This window comes from Pseudomonas fjordensis (genome assembly GCF_976987115.1).
The window spans coordinates 2,870,334-2,887,591 of record NZ_OZ336860.1 but is presented as its reverse complement, the minus strand read 5'-3'; the positions used below and the strand labels follow the sequence as shown (position 1 = coordinate 2,887,591).

The window sequence follows — 17,258 nt, the reverse complement described above, 5'->3', positions numbered from 1 at the left end:
TCGTACAACTGCGAGTTTTATAGCGAGACACCCACGCAGTGTCAATCGTAAAGATTGCCGCTTATCGAGGATTTACGTGGAATAGGAAAATGTCAGGCTTGTGCAGTTGTAGGATGACAAACCCTGAGTACCAGGCTGGGGGCTTGACCGGGGACATCATCCAGCAGGCCAAAGCGTTGCATGCCGAGCTTCTCCAATACGCGGATCGACGCAGCATGATCGGGCCGCACCAACCCGAAGACTTCCGGTAAAGATAGCGTGTCGAACGCCAGCGCCAGGGCGTCACGACCCAGCTCAGTGGCATACCCCTGCCCCCACGCCTCGACAGCCAGGCGATAGCCAAGGTTGATGCGCCGCAGCGTCAGATAGTTAAGTGGCGCAATGCCGCCAAATCCGATGATGTGTTCGGGGCTCTCTTTGCGGGCAATCGCCCACCAGCCGTAACCCTGGGAGGCCCATTGCTCAAGCCAGTGATCCAATAGCCGTTGTGCTGCAGCCAGGTTGGGCAGCGGGCCGGCAGGATTGAACAAGTGGGTCTGTGGATCACCGAAGATCGCGAACAATCGCTGAACGTCTGCGGCCTGTGGTTGGCGGTAGGTAAGGCGTGAATGGCTGCTTGGCATATGAATGACTTCCCTGTTTTGCCTGACTGACAATGACAACCCCCTGTGGGAGCGTTCGAGCTTTAGCGAGGCCGCGATGGCGATAGTTCAGGCAACACAAATGCCAACAGTGCCGCCGCCTTCGTAGCCTCGCCGGGGCTCGACAACTCCCACATTTGATCTGTTTTTCCGGTAGCCATGCATCGGCCTCCTGAACCAGGCATTTTCACCCCCGGGAGAAAAAATACACAAAGCGGTGAATTATTTCGTGTCCACTTGTATCTGAACTGACAGAGCGGTGCCATCGTAGCGATGGCACCTCCCCTGTTCAGCTTTTGAGTGGCCCGCATGAAACTACGTAAAAAACGCGTCAAACCCATCGGATTGAAAGACATCACCATTGTCGACGACAACAAGATGCGCAAGGCGATCACCGCTGCCGCACTTGGCAATGCCATGGAATGGTTCGACTTTGGCGTCTATGGCTTTGTCGCCTACGTGCTGGGCAAGGTGTTCTTCCCCGACGCCTCCCCAAGCGTGCAGATGATCGCAGCACTGGCCACCTTCTCCGTTCCCTTCCTGATTCGCCCGCTGGGCGGCCTGTTCTTTGGTGCACTGGGCGATAAGTACGGGCGGCAAAAAGTCCTCGCCGCCACCATCGTGATCATGTCCTTGAGCACCTTTGCCATCGGCCTGATCCCCGGCTATGCCTCCATTGGCATCTGGGCGCCGATCCTGTTGCTGCTGTGCAAAATGGCCCAGGGTTTCTCGGTGGGCGGTGAGTACACCGGCGCGTCGATTTTCGTGGCTGAATACGCCCCGGACCGCAAGCGCGGCTTCCTTGGCAGTTGGCTGGACTTCGGCTCTATCGCCGGTTTCGTCCTCGGTGCGGGTGTGGTGGTGTTGATCTCCACCGTGCTCGGTGAGGCTGAGTTCGAGGCCTGGGGCTGGCGCCTGCCGTTCTTCCTCGCCCTGCCCCTGGGCATCATCGGCCTGTACCTGCGCCATGCGCTGGAAGAGACACCGGCGTTTCAACAGCATGTCGACAAACTCGAACAGGGTGACCGCGAAGGCCTGAGCCACGGCCCGAAAGTCTCATTCAAGGAAATCGCCACCAAGCACTGGCGCAGCCTGCTGACCTGCATCGGTATCGTCGCGGCCACCAACGTGACCTACTACATGCTGCTCACCTACATGCCGAGCTACCTGTCCCACAACCTGCACTATGCCGAAAACAGCGGCGTGCTGATCATCATCGCAATCATGGTCGGCATGCTGTTCGTGCAGCCGTTCATTGGCTTTGTCAGCGACAAGATCGGCCGCAAGCCGTTCATCATCGCCGGCAGCATTGGCCTGCTGTTCCTGTCGATCCCGGCCTTCATGCTGATCACCAGCGGCAAGACCGGCCTGATTTTCGGCGGCCTGCTGATTCTGGCGGTAGTGCTGAACTTCTTTATCGGTGTGATGGCGTCGACCTTGCCGGCAATGTTCCCCACCCACCTGCGCTACAGCGCCCTGGCCAGTGCCTTCAACGTCTCGGTACTGATCGCCGGTGTTACGCCGACCGCCGTGGCCTGGCTGGTGGAGAGCACCAACAACCTGTACATGCCCGCCTATTACCTGATGGTGTTCGCAGTGGTTGGCCTGATCACGGGCCTGACCATGAAGGAAACTGCCAACAAACCCCTGCGTGGCGCGGCCCCGGCAGCTTCCGACATGGAAGAAGCCAAGGAACTGCTGCAAGAGCATCACGACAATATCGAGCAGAAAATCGAAGACATCGACGCCGAGATTGCCGCGTTGCAAACCAAGCGGGAAAACCTGGTACAGCAACACCCGCGCATCAATTAACAACCTGACTGTGCGTGGTCGCCGCCTGCGACCACGCCATTGGAGCGTTCAGCATGGTTTCAAGCGTCACCGCCGCACACAGGTTACTCAGCGCAGACGAGCGCGCCGCCATTGCCGAAATAGAAGCAACCACCAACATCCTCAAGCTGGTCACCCGCCTGACCGGGATGAGATTCGCCGGCATCGCCAAGTTCACCGACCAGGAATGGGTGGTGTGTTCGGCCTATGACCCGCTGCAAATGGGCATCAACGTCGACGACGTACTCGACCTTGAAACCACCCTGTGCAGTGAGTTCTGCATCAACCCACACACCCTGTTCATTCCTCAGATCAGCCAGAACGGCCGTTTCGCGGCGCGCCCGGTGGTCAAGCAATACGCCATCGAAAGCTACGCCGGCGCGCCGATCTTCCTGCCCGATGGCCGCCTGTTCGGCGCGCTGTGTGCGCTGGACTCACGGGCCATGTTGTTCGACGACCCGAACCTGCCGGAAACCCTGAGCCTGTTCGCACGGCTGATTGGCTGCATTTTCTACGCTAATTTGACCCCGGCAGATCACTGACACCCGCCCTGCCCCGCAGGGTCGCCATGTCGCGCTTGGGCGGCACCCCAAACAGCCGGCTGTACTCACGGCTGAATTGCGACGGGCTCTCATACCCGACTTTGAACGCGGCACTGGACACATCCTGGTGCTCGTTCAACATCAACCGACGCGCTTCATTCAAACGCAGCCATTTCTGGTATTGCAGCGGGCTCATCGCGGTCAGTTGCCGGAAGTGATGGTGAAAGGTCGCCGCGCTCATTTGCACCCGCGCTGCCAGCTCTTCCACCCGCAGGGCGGCGTCGAAATTCAACTTCAGCCAGTCGATGGCCTTGGCAATCCGATAGCCCTGCCCGTCCACCGAGCAGATCTGGCGCAATCGCCCGGCCTGGTCGCTTTTCAGTAGCCGGTAATGAATCTCGCGCTGGATCAAGGGCGCGAGTACCGGGATGGCTTCGGGTTCATCCAGCAACGCCACCAGGCGCGCGAATGCGGCCAGCATGCCGTCGGTGACCGTGCCGATCCCCACGCCCTTCATGACCGCACGCTCACGCACCGGCGGCAGGCCACCCTGGGCGATCAGCTCGGTGAGCATGCGCAGGTCCAGCTTGAACGTCAGCCCCAGGCACGGCTGCTCGGGGCTGGCCGCCAGCACCTCGGAATTGGCGGGGATGTCCAGCGATGTCACCAGGAACCGGGACGTGTCGTAGGGGTAGCCCTCGCCGCCCACCCACAACTGCTTCTCGCCCTGGGCCACCAGCACGATGCACGGCTCCACCATGCACACCACCGGCGCAGCGGGTTGCTCACGCCGATAAAAGCCCAGGCCGGGGATCGGCATGGCGTAGTCGCCGGGCGACGGCGTGCGCGAACCAATCGACTGGATCAGCGCGTTCAGGGGGGTGGGAGTGGACGTCATAGCAGACCCTTTCAATGCTTCATTGCACTTTACCCGCGCAAGCCACGGGCGTCGTCACCTTGCGCTGAAACTCAGAGGATCAGGCAAGTAATCCACTCAAATGCACTACAGAAGCCCTGCCGTCACCCGGAAAATGTGCGGACACTTCACAAGGAACATCCCTATGAAACGCCTCTTGCTCGCCTTGGGTTTGCTGGTGACTTCTCTTTCTTCATTTGGAGCCGATATGTCCAACGGTGCGGATAACTTCTACAGCAGCAACACAGTGACGGCCGAACCTGTCACCTTCAACAATCAATACGGCATGCAGGTCGCAGGCACGCTGTTCGTGCCCAAGCACCTGGCCCCGGGCTCAAAGCACGCAGCCCTTGTCGTCGGCCACCCGATGGGCGCCGTCAAAGAGCAAAGCGCTAACCTCTACGCCACCAAAATGGCTGAACAGGGTTTCGTGACCCTGTCCCTGGACCTTTCCTTCTGGGGCCAAAGCGCCGGTACGCCGCGCAACGCGGTGTTGCCCGACCTCTACGTGGAAGACTTCAGCGCCGCCGTGGACTTTCTCGGCACTCGCCCACAGGTCGACCGGGAACGCATCGGCGCCATCGGCATTTGTGGCAGCGGCAGTTTCGTGATCAGTGCGGCGAAGATCGATCCGCGTCTCAAGGCAATCGCCACCGTCAGCATGTACGACATGGGCGCGGCCAACCGTAATGGCCTCAAGCACGGCATGACCTTGCAACAGCGCCAGCAGATCCTGCGCCAGGCCGCCAACCAGCGCTATGTAGAATTCCAGGGCGGCGAGACCCTCTACACCGGTGGCACGCCGCAGAGCCTCACGGGCGATCCGATCGGCGACGAGTTCTACGACTTCTACCGCACCCCGCGCGGCGAAGTCACCCCGGCAGGCGCCTCATCGCAAACCACCACCCGGCCGACGCTGACCAGCAACGTCAAGTTCATGAACTTCTACCCCTTCAACGATATCGAGACGATCTCGCCGCGCCCGCTGCTGCTGATTACCGGGGCCGACGCGCACTCCCGAGAATTCAGTGAAGACGCCTACCAACGCGCTGCCGAGCCCAAGCAATTGCTGGTCATCCCCAACGCTGGCCATGTAGACCTGTACGACCGCGTCGAACTGATCCCGTTTGACACGCTCACCACCTTCTTCCAGAGCCACTTGCAGTGAGTTCCGTGACCCCTCAACCGCAACGCTGGGGCGCGGTGCTGGCGATGTCGCTGGCGGCGTTTGCCTTGGTCGCCTCCGAGTTCATGCCGGTCAGCCTGCTGACACCGCTGGCGGCTGACTTGCAGATCACTGAAGGCCAGGCCGGCCAGGGTATTTCTGTGTCCGGGGTGTTTGCCCTGCTCACCAGCCTGGTGATCGCGGCGGTTGCCGCGCGGATGGATCGCAAGCGCCTGCTGATGGCCTTGACCTTGCTGATGATCGTCTCGGGCAGCGTGGTGGCGTTCGCACCGAATTACGCGGTGTTCATGCTCGGTCGCGCGTTGATTGGCGTAGCGATTGGCGGCTTCTGGTCGCTGTCGGCGGCCACGGCAATGCGCCTGGTCGAGCCCGCCCAAGTGCCACGGGCCTTGGCCATCGTCAACGGTGGCAACGCCCTGGCGACGGTGATTGCGGCGCCGCTGGGCAGTTTTCTCGGCGGCCTGATTGGCTGGCGCGGCGCATTCTTTTGCGTGGTGCCGGTGGCCGTGATTGCGCTGGCCTGGCTGTGGCTGAGCTTGCCTGCGCTCAAGCACAGCGGCGCAGCGAACACCGGCAATGCACTGCGCCTGCTGAAAAGCCCCAAGGTGGCCTTGGGCATGTGCGCTGTCAGCTTGTTCTTCATGGGCCAGTTCATGCTGTTCACTTACCTGCGGCCGTTCCTGGAAGGCGTGACCCGGGTCGAGGTGTCCACCCTGTCGTTGATGCTGCTGGTGCTCGGCCTGGCCGGTCTGGCGGGTACGGTGTTGATTGAGCACTTGCTCAAGCGCCACCTCTACCCGACGCTGATTGCCATCCCGTTGATCATGGCCGGCATCGCCCTTGCGCTGGTGGCGTTCGGCGGTTCAGCGATTGCCACCACTGTGCTGCTGGGCTGCTGGGGCCTGGTGGCCACTGCTGCGCCTGTGGGCTGGTGGACATGGCTGGCGCGCGCCTTGCCCGACGACGCCGAGGCCGGCGGGGGATTGATGGTCGCCATCATCCAACTGGCGATTGCCGCTGGCGCCACCGTCGGTGGCGTGGCATTCGACTTGAGCGGCTATCAGGCCACCTTCGAGCTGAGCGCCGCCTTGCTGGTGATCGCCACGCTGCTCGCTTACCTGGCATCGCGCCGCACGGCTCATGCGCGCATGGCGAGCGGCGCTACTTGAAAAAATGACTCGGCGTTTTGCCAAACTGTTTCTTGAACATGCTGGTAAAAGCGCTGGGGCTTTCATAGCCCAACTCAAACGCCACATCGATGATCTTCTGCCCCACCGCAATGCGCTCCAGCGCCAGCAATAGCCGCGCTTGCTGGCGCCACTGGCCAAAGGTCATGCCGGTTTCCTTGCGGAACAGGCGCTGGATGGTGGTTTGGTCCAACCCCAACCGCGCACTCCAGTCGGCGACGGTGGAGGCATCACTCGGCTCGTCCTGCAACGCCAGGCAGATCGGGCTCAAGCGTGGGTCGGCAGGCTGCGGCAAAGACAGCGGCAAGGCCGGCAGGATGGCCAGCTCATCAAGAATCAGGTGCATGATCCGCGCGTCGCGTGAATCCTCGGCATATGGCGGTTTCAAACTGACCGAGGCCTTGATCAGTTCGCTCAGCAGCGGCGAGACTGTCACCGTCTTGGGCTCGGCCGGCAGGTTGGGGAAGCTGTCCGGGCGCACGAACACGCTACGCATCTGCAGCGTACCCACGCAGCGCAGCGAGTGAACTTGACCGCAAGGCATCCAAAAGCCACGATTGGGCGGCACCGTCCATTGCCTCAGGGCCGAGTACACCACCATCACACCGCCAATGGCGTACAGCAGTTGGTGCTTGTTGTGGCTGTGTTCGGGGATCACCCAGTTTTCGGGGTAATCGGTGGCCGAGCTGATGACGGCCCAGTCGCCCTCATCGATTTCTCGCAGAAATTTATCCAGTGATTTGATCATTTCGCCCTTTTTGCGATGGTTTCTGCCCGAATTGCGCGAGACAGGCATTGGCGCCGAATCTAGCATAAACGCCGAGTCCAGATGGAGTGGCGGTTCACATCACCGCCGCCCGCCTCCACGCCTGTTAGCTGCCTTGTACGGAATGCCCGCATGTCCACAGTCACAGCGTCACCCGCCGCACCTTCGACCAGCCCGCAAGTAAGCCCCTTAGTCATGCGCGTCCTGGGCGCCTGTGCCCTGGCGCACCTGATCAATGACTTGATCCAGGCGGTGCTGCCGTCGATTTACCCGATGCTCAAGGCCAACTACGGGCTGAGCTTTACCCAGGTCGGCCTGATCACCCTGACCTTCCAGTTGACCGCCTCGCTGCTGCAACCGTGGATCGGCTACCACACCGACCGCCACCCCAAACCCTGGCTATTGCCGGCGGGCATGGTGTGCACCTTGGTCGGCATCTTGATGCTGGCCTTTGTCGGCAACTTCCCGGCGATATTGCTCGCGGCGGCGCTGGTGGGCGTGGGCTCATCGACCTTCCACCCGGAAACCTCCCGCGTCGCACGCCTGGCCTCCGGTGGGCGCTACGGCCTGGCGCAATCGACCTTCCAGGTCGGCGGCAACACCGGCAGCGCCTTCGGCCCATTGCTGGCGGCGGCGATCATCATTCCCTACGGCCAAAGCCACATTGCCTGGTTCGGCCTGTTCGCGGTGTTCGCCATCCTGGTGCTGTACGGTTTGAGCCGCTGGTACCGCCACCACCTCAACCTGTTCAAGCTCAAGCAAGGCAGCCAGGCGACCCACGGCTTGTCCAAAGGCCGCGTGACCTTCGCCCTGGTGCTATTGGCCGTGCTGGTGTTCTCCAAATACTGGTACATGACCAGCCTGACCAGCTACTTCACGTTCTACCTGATCGAGAAATTCCAGCTGTCGGTGGCAAGCTCCCAGATGTACCTGTTCCTGTTCCTCGGCGCGGTGGCCGTGGGCACCTTTGCTGGTGGCCCGATCGGCGACAAGATCGGCCGCAAAAAGGTTATCTGGTTCTCCATCCTCGGCGCCGCACCGTTCACCCTGGCCCTGCCCTACGTCGACCTGTTCTGGACCGCCGTACTCAGCGTGGTCATTGGCTTTATCATCGCCTCGGCGTTCTCGGCCATCGTGGTGTTTGCCCAGGAACTGGTGCCGGGCAATGTGGGCATGATCGCCGGGATATTCTTCGGCCTGATGTTCGGCTTCAGTGGGATCGGCGCGGCGCTGCTCGGGATGCTCGCTGATCATCACGGCATCGAGTACGTGTACAAGTTGTGCTCATTCCTGCCGTTGGTGGGTATCCTGACGGTACTGTTGCCGTCGACCAAAGGGGTTTGATCGGTTGCGGGGCGCCAAATAGGTATCGACACAACTCTGTAGCGCTCAACGGTAACCACGATGCGAAGCGAGCCGCTCATGATCTTGATCTGCTTTTGATCTCAAGCGCCCCGTCAAACCACGCTGGCCGGAATTCGACAGGGATTTGGGGGGTAAACCGGCAGGGATGCCGGTTTAGCCGCCCCGCGCCATGGATGGCGCGTGGCGGCGGCCGCCCAAATCACTGGCGGATTACGGGCACACCGAGCCTAAGCGAGGTGCCGAGTGGTGGGGCAAGAGCGTTTTGCTTACTTTTGCGCTTCTCAAAAGTGAGCCGCCGTCAGGGCGGAACCCTAAGTAGCCGTTACCGCAGGAATGGATATGTACACGGTCCAACTGTGTTGACTGTAAGGCCGCCTTCGCGAGCAAGCCCGCTCCCACAGTTTGATTGCAGGGTGTCAGGTAAAGAAACGTCGACTGTCAGGCCGTCATCGCAGGCAAGCCAGCTCCCACATTTGGATCGTCATGTATCAGGTAGATCAGCGTCGGCTGGCAGGTCGTCACGGGAGCAACAAGCCTCACTTCATGGCCCGACGAGAAAACCCATTAACCACGATATAGAGCAACGGCCCTACCGACACAAACACTGCCGTCAGTAGAAAATACGGCAACACTGAGGCCATCGACCGCCCTCGCCCACGCGCATCCCGGTACATCCACACACACGCCAGCACCGCCATCAGATACAGGTCAATCACCACCTGTGCCGTATCGGGTCTGGACATCAGTTCCCATCCAAACGCCAGCAGTGATTGCTCAGCCGTGAGCATGGTCGCCACGGTATAGACGGTAAATCCCAGCAAGGCCGCCAGGGCGATATAAGGTTTTTGCATGGTCTCTTCCTTGAAGCGCAACGTTAATCAGCGCGGCCACCTTAGCGATAAGAGGCTGCCGCTGGCAATCCTGCTGACGTCTTTCTCGAGATGTCCTGCGCGCCGCCTACACGAGTATGCCGCGCTGGTTTTGTGAAATATCTGTACGTAGACTGCCGCCATACCCCCACTTGAAGGCGGCGAAAAAAACGTGATGCAAGTTACTGAAGTCTCCATTGCCCAATTGCGCGCTGCGCTTGAAGCCGGCCAGACCACGGCGGTTGAACTGGTCCAGGCGTACCTGGCGCGAATCGACGCCTACGATGGCCCGCAAACGGCCACTGCGCTGAACGCCGTGGTGGTACGCAACCCCGAAGCGCTGAAAGAAGCCCAGGCGTCCGATGCGCGCCGCGCCAAGGGGCAAACCCTCGGGCCGCTGGATGGCATCCCTTACACCGCCAAGGACAGTTACCTGGTCAAGGGTTTGACGGCTGCATCCGGCAGCCCGGCGTTTGCCAAACTGGTGGCCCAGCGCGATGCCTTCACCATTGAGCGCCTGCGGGCGGGCGGCGCCATCTGCCTGGGCAAGACCAACATGCCGCCGATGGCTAATGGCGGTATGCAACGTGGCGTGTATGGCCGCGCCGAAAGCCCCTACAACGCCGACTACCTCACCGCGCCGTTTGCGTCGGGCTCCTCCAACGGTGCCGGCACCGCCACCGCCGCCAGTTTTGCCGCGTTCGGGCTGGCTGAAGAAACCTGGTCCAGCGGTCGCGGCCCGGCCTCCAACAATGGCCTGTGTGCCTACACGCCTTCACGCGGGGTGATTTCGGTGCGCGGCAACTGGCCGCTGACCCCGACCATGGACGTGGTGGTGCCCTACGCTCGCACCATGGCCGACCTGCTGGAAGTGCTCGACGTCGTGGTGGCCGAAGACCCGGACACCCGTGGCGACCTGTGGCGCCTGCAACCCTGGGTGCCGATCCCCAGCGTCACCTCGGTGCGCCCAGCGTCCTACGCGGCCCTCGCCGTCAGCAGCGAAAGCCTGGCCGGCAAGCGTTTTGGCGTGCCGCGCATGTACATCAACGCCGACCCGGAGGCTGGCACCAGCGAAAAACCCGGTATCGGCGGCCCGACCGGGCAAAAGATCCACACCCGTGCCACGGTGATCGAACTGTGGCAAGCCGCACGTCAAGCACTGGAAGCCGCCGGTGCCGAAGTGATCGAAGTGGATTTCCCGCTGGTGTCCAACTGCGAAGGCGACCGCCCCGGCGCGCCGACGGTGTTTACCCGTGGCCTGGTCTCCAAGGAATTCCTCCACGACGAACTGTGGGAACTGTCGGCCTGGGCCTTCGATGACTTCCTGCGCGCCAACGGCGACCCAAACCTGAACCGCCTGGCCGATGTAGACGGGCCTAAAATATTCCCCCACGACCCCGGCACCCTGCCCAACCGTGAAGACGACCTGGCCGCCGGCATGGACGAATACGTGCGCATGGCCCAACGCGGCATCACCCCATGGGACCAGATCAGCACCGTACCCGATGGCCTGCGCGGCCTGGAACAAACCCGGCGCCTGGACCTGGAAGACTGGATGAACTCCCTTGGGCTCGACGCCGTGCTGTTCCCTACCGTGGCCGATGTAGGCCCGGCGGATGCCGATGTGAACGAAGCGTCTGCCGATATCGCCTGGAGCAACGGCGTATGGGTCGCCAACGGCAACCTCGCCATCCGCCACCTGGGCGTGCCCACCGTCACCGTGCCAATGGGCGTGATGGCAGACATCGGCATGCCAGTGGGGCTCACCTTCGCCGGGCGCGCCTATGACGATTCGGCGCTGTTGCGCTTCGCCTCGGCGTTCGAAGCCACCGGCAGCAAACGCATGATCCCGCCGCGTACGCCACCGTTGGCAGCCCGCTAAACGCGGTCAACCTGTGGGAGCTGACTTGCCTTAATGCCAGTCAGTCAAGGCTTTTTTGTAGGAGCGAGCTTGCTCGCGAAGAACTCACTGGCGCCGCGTTCATTCAGCAAACACGGGTTATCGTTGACGTTTTTCGCGAGCAAGCTCGCTCCTACAGAATTGGCCGCGGCGCCGACTCCATGTGGGAGCTGGCTTGCCTGCGATGGCAGCCGTTCAATCGACAGCGACGTCGAACCTGCCCCCCACAGGTAACCACGATGCGAAGCGAGCCGCTCTTGATCTTGATCTGCTTTTGATCTCAGGCGCCCCGTTAAACCACGCTGGCCGGAATTCGACAGGGATTTGGGGGGTAAACCGGCAGGGATGCCGGTTTAGCCGCCCCGCGCCATGGATGGCGCGTGGCGGCGGCCCCCCAAATCACTGGCGGATTACGGGCACACCGAGCCCAAGCGAGGTGCCGAGTGGTGGGGCGAGGACCTTTTGGTTACTTTTGGGTCCTTCCAAAAGTGACCCGCTGTCAGAGCGGAACCCTAGGTGGCCGTTACCGCAGGAATGGATATGTACTCGGTATTACGGTGTCGACTGTAAGGCCGCCATCGCAGGCAAGCCAGCTCCCACATTTTTGCCGTATTTCAAATCAAGCCCTGTCGCTGGGCCTTGATTCACCACACCACCACCTTGCGCACCTTCACCAGCGCCTCCCACAACGCCGCCATCGGCACCGAACCCAAAGCCAGGCGCAGCGCGTGGGGCACCTGGGCCGAAACCGCAAACGGCTCGGCGGTGGACACCGAGATGCCTGCACGCTGCAAAGTCATGGCGACCTGATCGGCGCGGGCATCTTCCGCCAACGGCAGCCACAGAAAGTAGGATGACGGATGGCTGATGGTCTTCACCCCTCTCAGCACCTGCGCCGCCAATGCCTGTCGGGCCTGGGCATCGGCGCGCTTTTGCGCCTCCAGTTGCGCCACCGTACCGTCTTCGAGCCAGCCCACCGCAATCGCACTCATCACCCCCGGCACGTTCCACGTAGTGGCCATGATCGTGCGTTCCAAGCCGCTTACCCAAGCCACAGGCGCCGCGATAAAGCCCACGCGCAACCCGGTGGCAACACTCTTGGACAGCCCGCCGATGTACACCGTGCGCTCCGGTGCGAGGGTCGCCAAGGGTGGCGGTGCTTCTTCGGCGAGAAACGCATAGGCGCCATCCTCGATAATCATCACGTTGTGCTGCCGGGCGAGCGCCACCAAGCGCTCGCGCTGCGCCAGGCTCATCACCCAGCCCAGCGGGTTGTGCAGGGTCGGCATGCTGTACACCGCTCGCACCGGGCGCTGGCGACACAGGCTGTGCAGATGTTCCAGGTCCGGGCCGCTGGCAGTGACCGGGATGGCGACGAGCTCCAGGTGCAGGGTTTCGGCCAGCACCTTGAAACCCGAATAGGTCAGCGCATCCACCGCCACCACATCCCCAGGCTTGAGCAAGGTCATCATGCTCACCGCCAGGCCATGCTGGGCGCCGCTGACCACCAGCACCTGCTCGGCTTGCACCGTCAGCCCTCGGTTCAACAAGTGCCGGGCCACGGCGGCGCGCTCGTGCACGCGACCGGCATGGGGCTGGTAACGCAGCAACGCCTCCAGATCGCCAGACAGGGCAAGTTGGCGCAACGCCGTGCGCAACAGCTCGGCCTGGCCCGGCAAAGACGGGTAGTTGAAATTCAGGTCAAGCAACCCCGCCGCAACCGTCATCTGCCCACTGCCCTGCCCCGGCGGTAAGGCAATCTCACGCACGAAGGTGCCGCGCCCGGTCTCGCCACTGACCAGGCCCATGGCTTCCAGCTCGCTGTACACCCGGCTGGCGGTGACCAGCGCCAGGCCATGCTCGGCGGCCAATTGCCGATGGGTGGGCAGCCGTGTGCCGGGCAGCAATTGGCCGCTGCGGATGGCCTCGGCGAAGGTATCGACTAGCGACTTGTAGCGAGCACGGGGCATAAGGATGTATCCATGACAATTTTTTGATTGTCTTAATCTTCAATCCTAGGATGCCCAGCACGCAACTGCCTTTTCAGGACGCCCCCATGGAACGCACTTCTCGCCTACGCACTCTGGACAACAGCACCCAGGGTTGGATCAACGGCTTTATCGGCGTGGTGATTTTCAGCGGCTCGCTGCCGGCCACACGCGTGGCGGTGATGGAGTTCGACCCGGTGTTCCTGACCATGATCCGCGCCACCCTCGCAGCCCTACTGGGGTTGTGCCTGCTGTGGCTATTCAAGGAAAAACGCCCCACGTGCCAGCAATGGGCACCGCTGGTCATCGTTGCGCTTGGCGTGGTGATCGGCTTTCCACTGCTGACGGCCCTGGCCTTGCAGTACGTGACCTCGGCCCACTCCATCGTTTTTATTGGCCTGCTGCCGCTGGCCACGGCGGTGTTCGGCGTGCTGCGCGGCGGTGAGCGGCCGCGGCCGGTGTTCTGGTTGTTTTCGATTCTGGGCAGCCTGTTGGTGATGGGTTACGCCGTTGCCCAAGGCTTGAGCGCCGCACCCGCGGGCGATGTGCTGATGCTGTTGGCGGTGCTGGTATGCGGCCTGGGGTATGCCGAAGGCGCCAAGCTGTCGCGCAGCCTGGGCGGCTGGCAGGTGATCTGCTGGGCGCTGGTGGTGTCGCTGCCGGTGGTCGCGCCCTTGAGCCTGGTGCTGGCGCCTGCCACCCTCAGCGGTATCAGCCTGCCGGCGTGGTTGAGCCTGGGCTACGTGGCGTTGTTCAGCATGTTGATCGGTTTTGTGTTTTGGTACCGCGGCCTGGCCCAGGGCGGGATTGCCGCGGTCGGCCAGTTGCAGTTATTGCAACCATTCTTCGGCCTGGCGCTGGCAGCCGGCTTGCTGCATGAACAAGTCAGCCTGGGCATGGTGCTGGTGACGGTGGCGGTGATCGGCTGCGTGGCCGGGGCGAAGAAGTTTGCTCGCTAACCCCTGGCCTGCTAAATAGAAGCGTCGCCAAACAACAAGGACTCTGCATGCACAGCGCTTCTCTCCAGGACACCACGGCGCCGGAAGGCATCTGCTACGGCTGCGGCAGCAACAACCCTCATGGCCTGCACATCAAGAGCCGCTGGGATGATGATGGCGTACACGTCATTGCCGAGCACCAACCCGAGGCCAAATACAGCGGCTGGCCGGACCTGGTCTACGGTGGCCTGATCGCCATGCTGGTGGACTGCCACTCCAACTGGACCGCCATGGCCTACCACTACCGCGCCGAACAGCGTGAACCCGGCAGCCTGCCGCGCATCGACTGCGTCACCGGCAACCTGGGGATCAAATTCATCAAGCCCACGCCCATGGGCGTGCCCCTGGTCCTGCGGGCTCGGGTCGAAGGCGAAGTCGGCCGCAAAAGCCGGGTAGTCTGCGAAGTGTATGCAGGCGGCGTGCTCACCGCCGTCGGCGACTCGGTGTTCGTGCGCGTTGATACCGGGCAACTGGCTGCCGCCGCCCATGGTCGCGAGGTTTGATCCGGCGCCGTAGTGACAACCGTGATCAGACACCCTGCATAAGGAACACTTGAAGATGGCCTGTGAGATTTGTCTGGGGCTGAGCGAGCAATTTACCGAGAGCTATAAGCTGACCTGGCTGGACTTCGGCCTGCAGATCACCTGCGTGCCTAACGCAGAAATCAGCCCGCAGGAACAGGGTCTCTATCGGTTCTTTTTCGAAAGCGGCCTGGTATGGAAAGTCGACCACGTGGATGCTTATGGCGATTACTGGCTGTGCGTGCAACATGGCGAACACAGTTATGAAACGCTTGCACCCGTTGCGGGCAGTTTCACAAAAGTCCCCTGTGACCCACCCTATCCAGTGGCTACACACCCACCCGTTCGCGCAACCACCCCTTGAACGCCACCATCGCTGACGTCTCAGCCCGCGACTGCAAGCGCGTCAGCCAATAGCTGCCCGTCGTGATCCCCACCTCGAACGGCTGGCGGATCACATCGCTCTCCAATTGCCGCGAGAACATCAAGGCTGGCGCCAGTGCTACGCCAGCCCCTTGCAGCGCGGCCTCCATCATCGCCAGCGAGGAGTCGAACACCACGCTGCGCGGCACCCGGGTATCGCTGGGCAAACCGGCGGCCTGGAACCACAGGTTCCACTCATCGGCACGGTAGGAACGCAGCAAGGTGTGCTTCAACACGTCAGCCGGGCTGCGCAGTTGCTCGGCAATCTGCGGCACGCACAACACCGTCAACGGTGCCTCAAGCAAAGGGCAGGCATCAGTGCCGTGCCAGGCGCCAGCGCCAAAGCGGATGGCATAATCCAGGCCCTCGGCGGCGACATCCACGCGGTTGTTGTGGGTGGACAAGCGCAAGTCGATCAACGGGTAGCGGCTATGAAAATCCGCCAGGCGCGGCAACAACCAGCCCACCGCAAAGGTACCGACCGCCCCCACGGTCAATACTTCACGGTAATGCCCGCCTTCAAACTGATCCAAGGTCAGGGCAATACGGTCGAAGGCGTCACGCAGCACGGGCAGCAGGGATTCGCCTTCGCTGGTGAGCATCAAGCCCCGTGGCAGGCGCTTGAACAGCGTGACGTTGAGTTGCGCTTCGAGGCTTTTGACCTGATGACTGACCGCCGCTTGGGTCACGCATAACTCGATGGCCGCACGGGTAAAGCTCAAATGACGCGCCGACGCTTCGAAGGCGCGCAAGGCATTGAGCGGCAGGTGGGAACGCAACATGGCTTGGCCCAAATTTTTCTAATGGCTGGTGCGAGATATCATCGTTTGCCCGCTCTGGGAAATCCACCTACATTTGCCATGCCTGCGCAGGCTCCGATCGTCATTGCCTTTACTTACATGGAAGCGAAGCATGAAACACACCCTGAAAAAATATGCGATCTCAGCCTTATTGCTTGGGGCCGGCAGCTGCATGGCCGCCACCGATATGCGCCAGGTCGTGGACAGCCACGTCACCCCTCTGATGAAACAGCAAGGCATCGCCGGCCTGACGGTCGCGGTCGTCCAACACGGCAAGGTGCAATACTTTAATTACGGCGTCGCTGCCAAGGACACTCAGGCACCCGTCACCGAAAACACCCTGTTCGAAATCGGCTCAGTGAGCAAAACCTTCAACGCCACCCTCGGCGGGTATGCCCAGGCTATCGGCAAGCTCAAGCTGTCGGACATGACCAGCCAACACCTGCCGGTGCTGGCTGGCAGCGCGTTCGATCGCATCAGCCTGCTGCAACTGGCGACCTATACCCCCGGCGGCCTGACGCTGCAGTTTCCGGATGCCGCCGACAGTGCAACCACCATGATGGATTATTTCCAGCATTGGAAACCCACTTATGCGCCGGGGGAACAACGCCTGTATTCCAACCCCAGCATTGGCCTGTTCGGTTACGTAACCGCAAAAAGCCTGGGCCTGCCGTTCACCGTCGCCATGGAAAAAACCCTGCTGCCCAAGCTGGGCTTGACCAACACCTATACCCGCGTGCCTGCCGACAAGACCGGCCAATACGCCCAGGGCTATGACAGCCAGCAGAAACCGGTTCGCGTCAACCCCGGCGCCTTGGACTTCGAAGCCTACGGCCTCAAAAGCAGCAGCCAGGACCTGGCCCGCTACGTGATCGCGAACATGCACCCGCAAAATCTGGAGCAACCGGTGCAGCAGGCCATTGCCACCACTCACGCCGGCTACTACACCGTCAACGGCATGACCCAGGGCCTGGGCTGGGAACGCTACCCCTACCCCATCGCGCTGCAAGCGTTGCTTGAGGGCAACTCCACACCGATGGCGATGGAGCCGCACAAGGTTAACTGGCTCAAACCCGCCCAGGCGCAGCCTGCCAACGTGCTCTACAACAAAACCGGCTCCACCGGCGGTTTTGGCGCCTATGTGGCGTTTGTGCCAAGCAAGGACATGGGTGTGGTGATCCTGGCGAACAAGAACTACCCGAATGCCGAGCGGGTAAAGTTGGCTTATGAAATTTTGAGCACGATGGATCAATAAACCACGACAGGGTCTCCGACAGTCGCGGCCACCTCTGACCGCGACCTTCAGTGACTGGTGCGACACACCGG

16 protein-coding genes are annotated in these 17,258 nt (G+C 61.8%); 10 read left to right on the top strand and 6 right to left on the bottom strand.

Features of this window, described 5'->3' with window-relative positions:
* Window positions 1-92: 92 nt before the first annotated feature.
* Window positions 93-623, bottom strand: a complete 531-nt coding sequence (locus tag ACWHXD_RS12975) for a GNAT family N-acetyltransferase (protein ID WP_138762584.1) — start codon at window positions 621-623, stop codon at window positions 93-95.
* A gap of 327 nt (window positions 624-950) precedes the next feature.
* On the opposite strand from ACWHXD_RS12975, the gene proP reads away from it, so the two are divergent.
* Together proP and ACWHXD_RS12965 are read left to right on the top strand one after the other, a co-directional pair.
* The gene (gene proP / locus ACWHXD_RS12970; protein WP_032892100.1) at window positions 951-2,453 is read left to right on the top strand and encodes a glycine betaine/L-proline transporter ProP; all 1,503 of its coding nucleotides are present in this window, start codon (window positions 951-953) and stop codon (window positions 2,451-2,453) included.
* A gap of 53 nt (window positions 2,454-2,506) precedes the next feature.
* A complete protein-coding gene (locus ACWHXD_RS12965) occupies window positions 2,507-3,013 on the top strand; it encodes a GAF domain-containing protein (protein WP_032892101.1) in 507 nt (168 codons plus the stop codon).
* On the opposite strand, the gene ACWHXD_RS12960 is transcribed toward ACWHXD_RS12965, so the two are convergent.
* A complete protein-coding gene (locus ACWHXD_RS12960; RefSeq protein WP_032892102.1) occupies window positions 2,988-3,911 on the bottom strand; it encodes an AraC family transcriptional regulator in 924 nt (307 codons plus the stop codon). The genes ACWHXD_RS12965 and ACWHXD_RS12960 overlap by 26 nt on opposite strands.
* Before the next feature lie 163 nt (window positions 3,912-4,074).
* Between ACWHXD_RS12960 and ACWHXD_RS12955 the strand changes: the two genes are divergently transcribed.
* Both ACWHXD_RS12955 and ACWHXD_RS12950 read left to right on the top strand, forming a co-directional pair.
* Complete coding sequence (locus tag ACWHXD_RS12955) at window positions 4,075-5,097, top strand: alpha/beta hydrolase (protein WP_138762583.1); 1,023 nt, start codon at window positions 4,075-4,077, stop codon at window positions 5,095-5,097.
* Window positions 5,094-6,284 (top strand): MFS transporter, encoded by a 1,191-nt coding sequence (locus tag ACWHXD_RS12950; protein WP_138762582.1) that lies wholly within the window; start codon window positions 5,094-5,096, stop codon window positions 6,282-6,284. The genes ACWHXD_RS12955 and ACWHXD_RS12950 overlap by 4 nt, the downstream gene beginning before the upstream one ends.
* Here ACWHXD_RS12950 and ACWHXD_RS12945 read toward each other — a convergent pair.
* Window positions 6,277-7,098, bottom strand: a complete 822-nt coding sequence (locus ACWHXD_RS12945; protein ID WP_034135456.1) for an AraC family transcriptional regulator — start codon at window positions 7,096-7,098, stop codon at window positions 6,277-6,279. The genes ACWHXD_RS12950 and ACWHXD_RS12945 overlap by 8 nt on opposite strands.
* A 102-nt stretch (window positions 7,099-7,200) precedes the next feature.
* Here ACWHXD_RS12945 and ACWHXD_RS12940 point away from each other — a divergent pair, with 102 nt between their 5' ends.
* Window positions 7,201-8,412 carry an MFS transporter gene (locus ACWHXD_RS12940; protein ID WP_138762581.1) on the top strand — a complete coding sequence of 404 codons (1,212 nt, stop codon included), beginning with the start codon at window positions 7,201-7,203 and terminating at the stop codon, window positions 8,410-8,412.
* A gap of 557 nt (window positions 8,413-8,969) precedes the next feature.
* Here ACWHXD_RS12940 and ACWHXD_RS12935 read toward each other — a convergent pair.
* Entirely contained in the window at window positions 8,970-9,284 is a 315-nt protein-coding gene (locus ACWHXD_RS12935; protein WP_014718650.1) for a DUF2834 domain-containing protein, read from the bottom strand.
* Window positions 9,285-9,474: 190 nt separating this feature from the next.
* On the opposite strand from ACWHXD_RS12935, the gene ACWHXD_RS12930 reads away from it, so the two are divergent.
* Entirely contained in the window at window positions 9,475-11,184 is a 1,710-nt protein-coding gene (locus ACWHXD_RS12930) for an amidase (protein ID WP_138762580.1), read from the top strand.
* A gap of 662 nt (window positions 11,185-11,846) precedes the next feature.
* On the opposite strand, the gene ACWHXD_RS12925 is transcribed toward ACWHXD_RS12930, so the two are convergent.
* Complete coding sequence (locus ACWHXD_RS12925) at window positions 11,847-13,172, bottom strand: aminotransferase-like domain-containing protein (RefSeq protein WP_098951723.1); 1,326 nt, start codon at window positions 13,170-13,172, stop codon at window positions 11,847-11,849.
* Between the two features lie 86 nt (window positions 13,173-13,258).
* Here ACWHXD_RS12925 and ACWHXD_RS12920 point away from each other — a divergent pair, with 86 nt between their 5' ends.
* Genes ACWHXD_RS12920 through ACWHXD_RS12910 form a run of 3 tightly spaced genes read left to right on the top strand, consistent with a single transcriptional unit; the run spans window position 13,259 to window position 15,073 of the window.
* Window positions 13,259-14,149, top strand: a complete 891-nt coding sequence (locus ACWHXD_RS12920; protein ID WP_138762579.1) for a DMT family transporter — start codon at window positions 13,259-13,261, stop codon at window positions 14,147-14,149.
* 47 nt (window positions 14,150-14,196) lie between these two features.
* The gene (locus tag ACWHXD_RS12915; protein WP_034135447.1) at window positions 14,197-14,691 is read left to right on the top strand and encodes a PaaI family thioesterase; all 495 of its coding nucleotides are present in this window, start codon (window positions 14,197-14,199) and stop codon (window positions 14,689-14,691) included.
* A 55-nt stretch (window positions 14,692-14,746) separates the two neighbouring features.
* The gene (locus tag ACWHXD_RS12910) at window positions 14,747-15,073 is read left to right on the top strand and encodes a hypothetical protein (RefSeq protein WP_078467504.1); all 327 of its coding nucleotides are present in this window, start codon (window positions 14,747-14,749) and stop codon (window positions 15,071-15,073) included.
* On the opposite strand, the gene ACWHXD_RS12905 is transcribed toward ACWHXD_RS12910, so the two are convergent.
* Window positions 15,039-15,914 (bottom strand): LysR family transcriptional regulator, encoded by an 876-nt coding sequence (locus ACWHXD_RS12905; RefSeq protein WP_032897463.1) that lies wholly within the window; start codon window positions 15,912-15,914, stop codon window positions 15,039-15,041. The genes ACWHXD_RS12910 and ACWHXD_RS12905 overlap by 35 nt on opposite strands.
* A gap of 130 nt (window positions 15,915-16,044) precedes the next feature.
* Between ACWHXD_RS12905 and ampC the strand changes: the two genes are divergently transcribed.
* Window positions 16,045-17,187, top strand: a complete 1,143-nt coding sequence (ampC, locus tag ACWHXD_RS12900) for a class C beta-lactamase (RefSeq protein WP_138762578.1) — start codon at window positions 16,045-16,047, stop codon at window positions 17,185-17,187.
* Window positions 17,188-17,258: the final 71 nt, after the last annotated feature.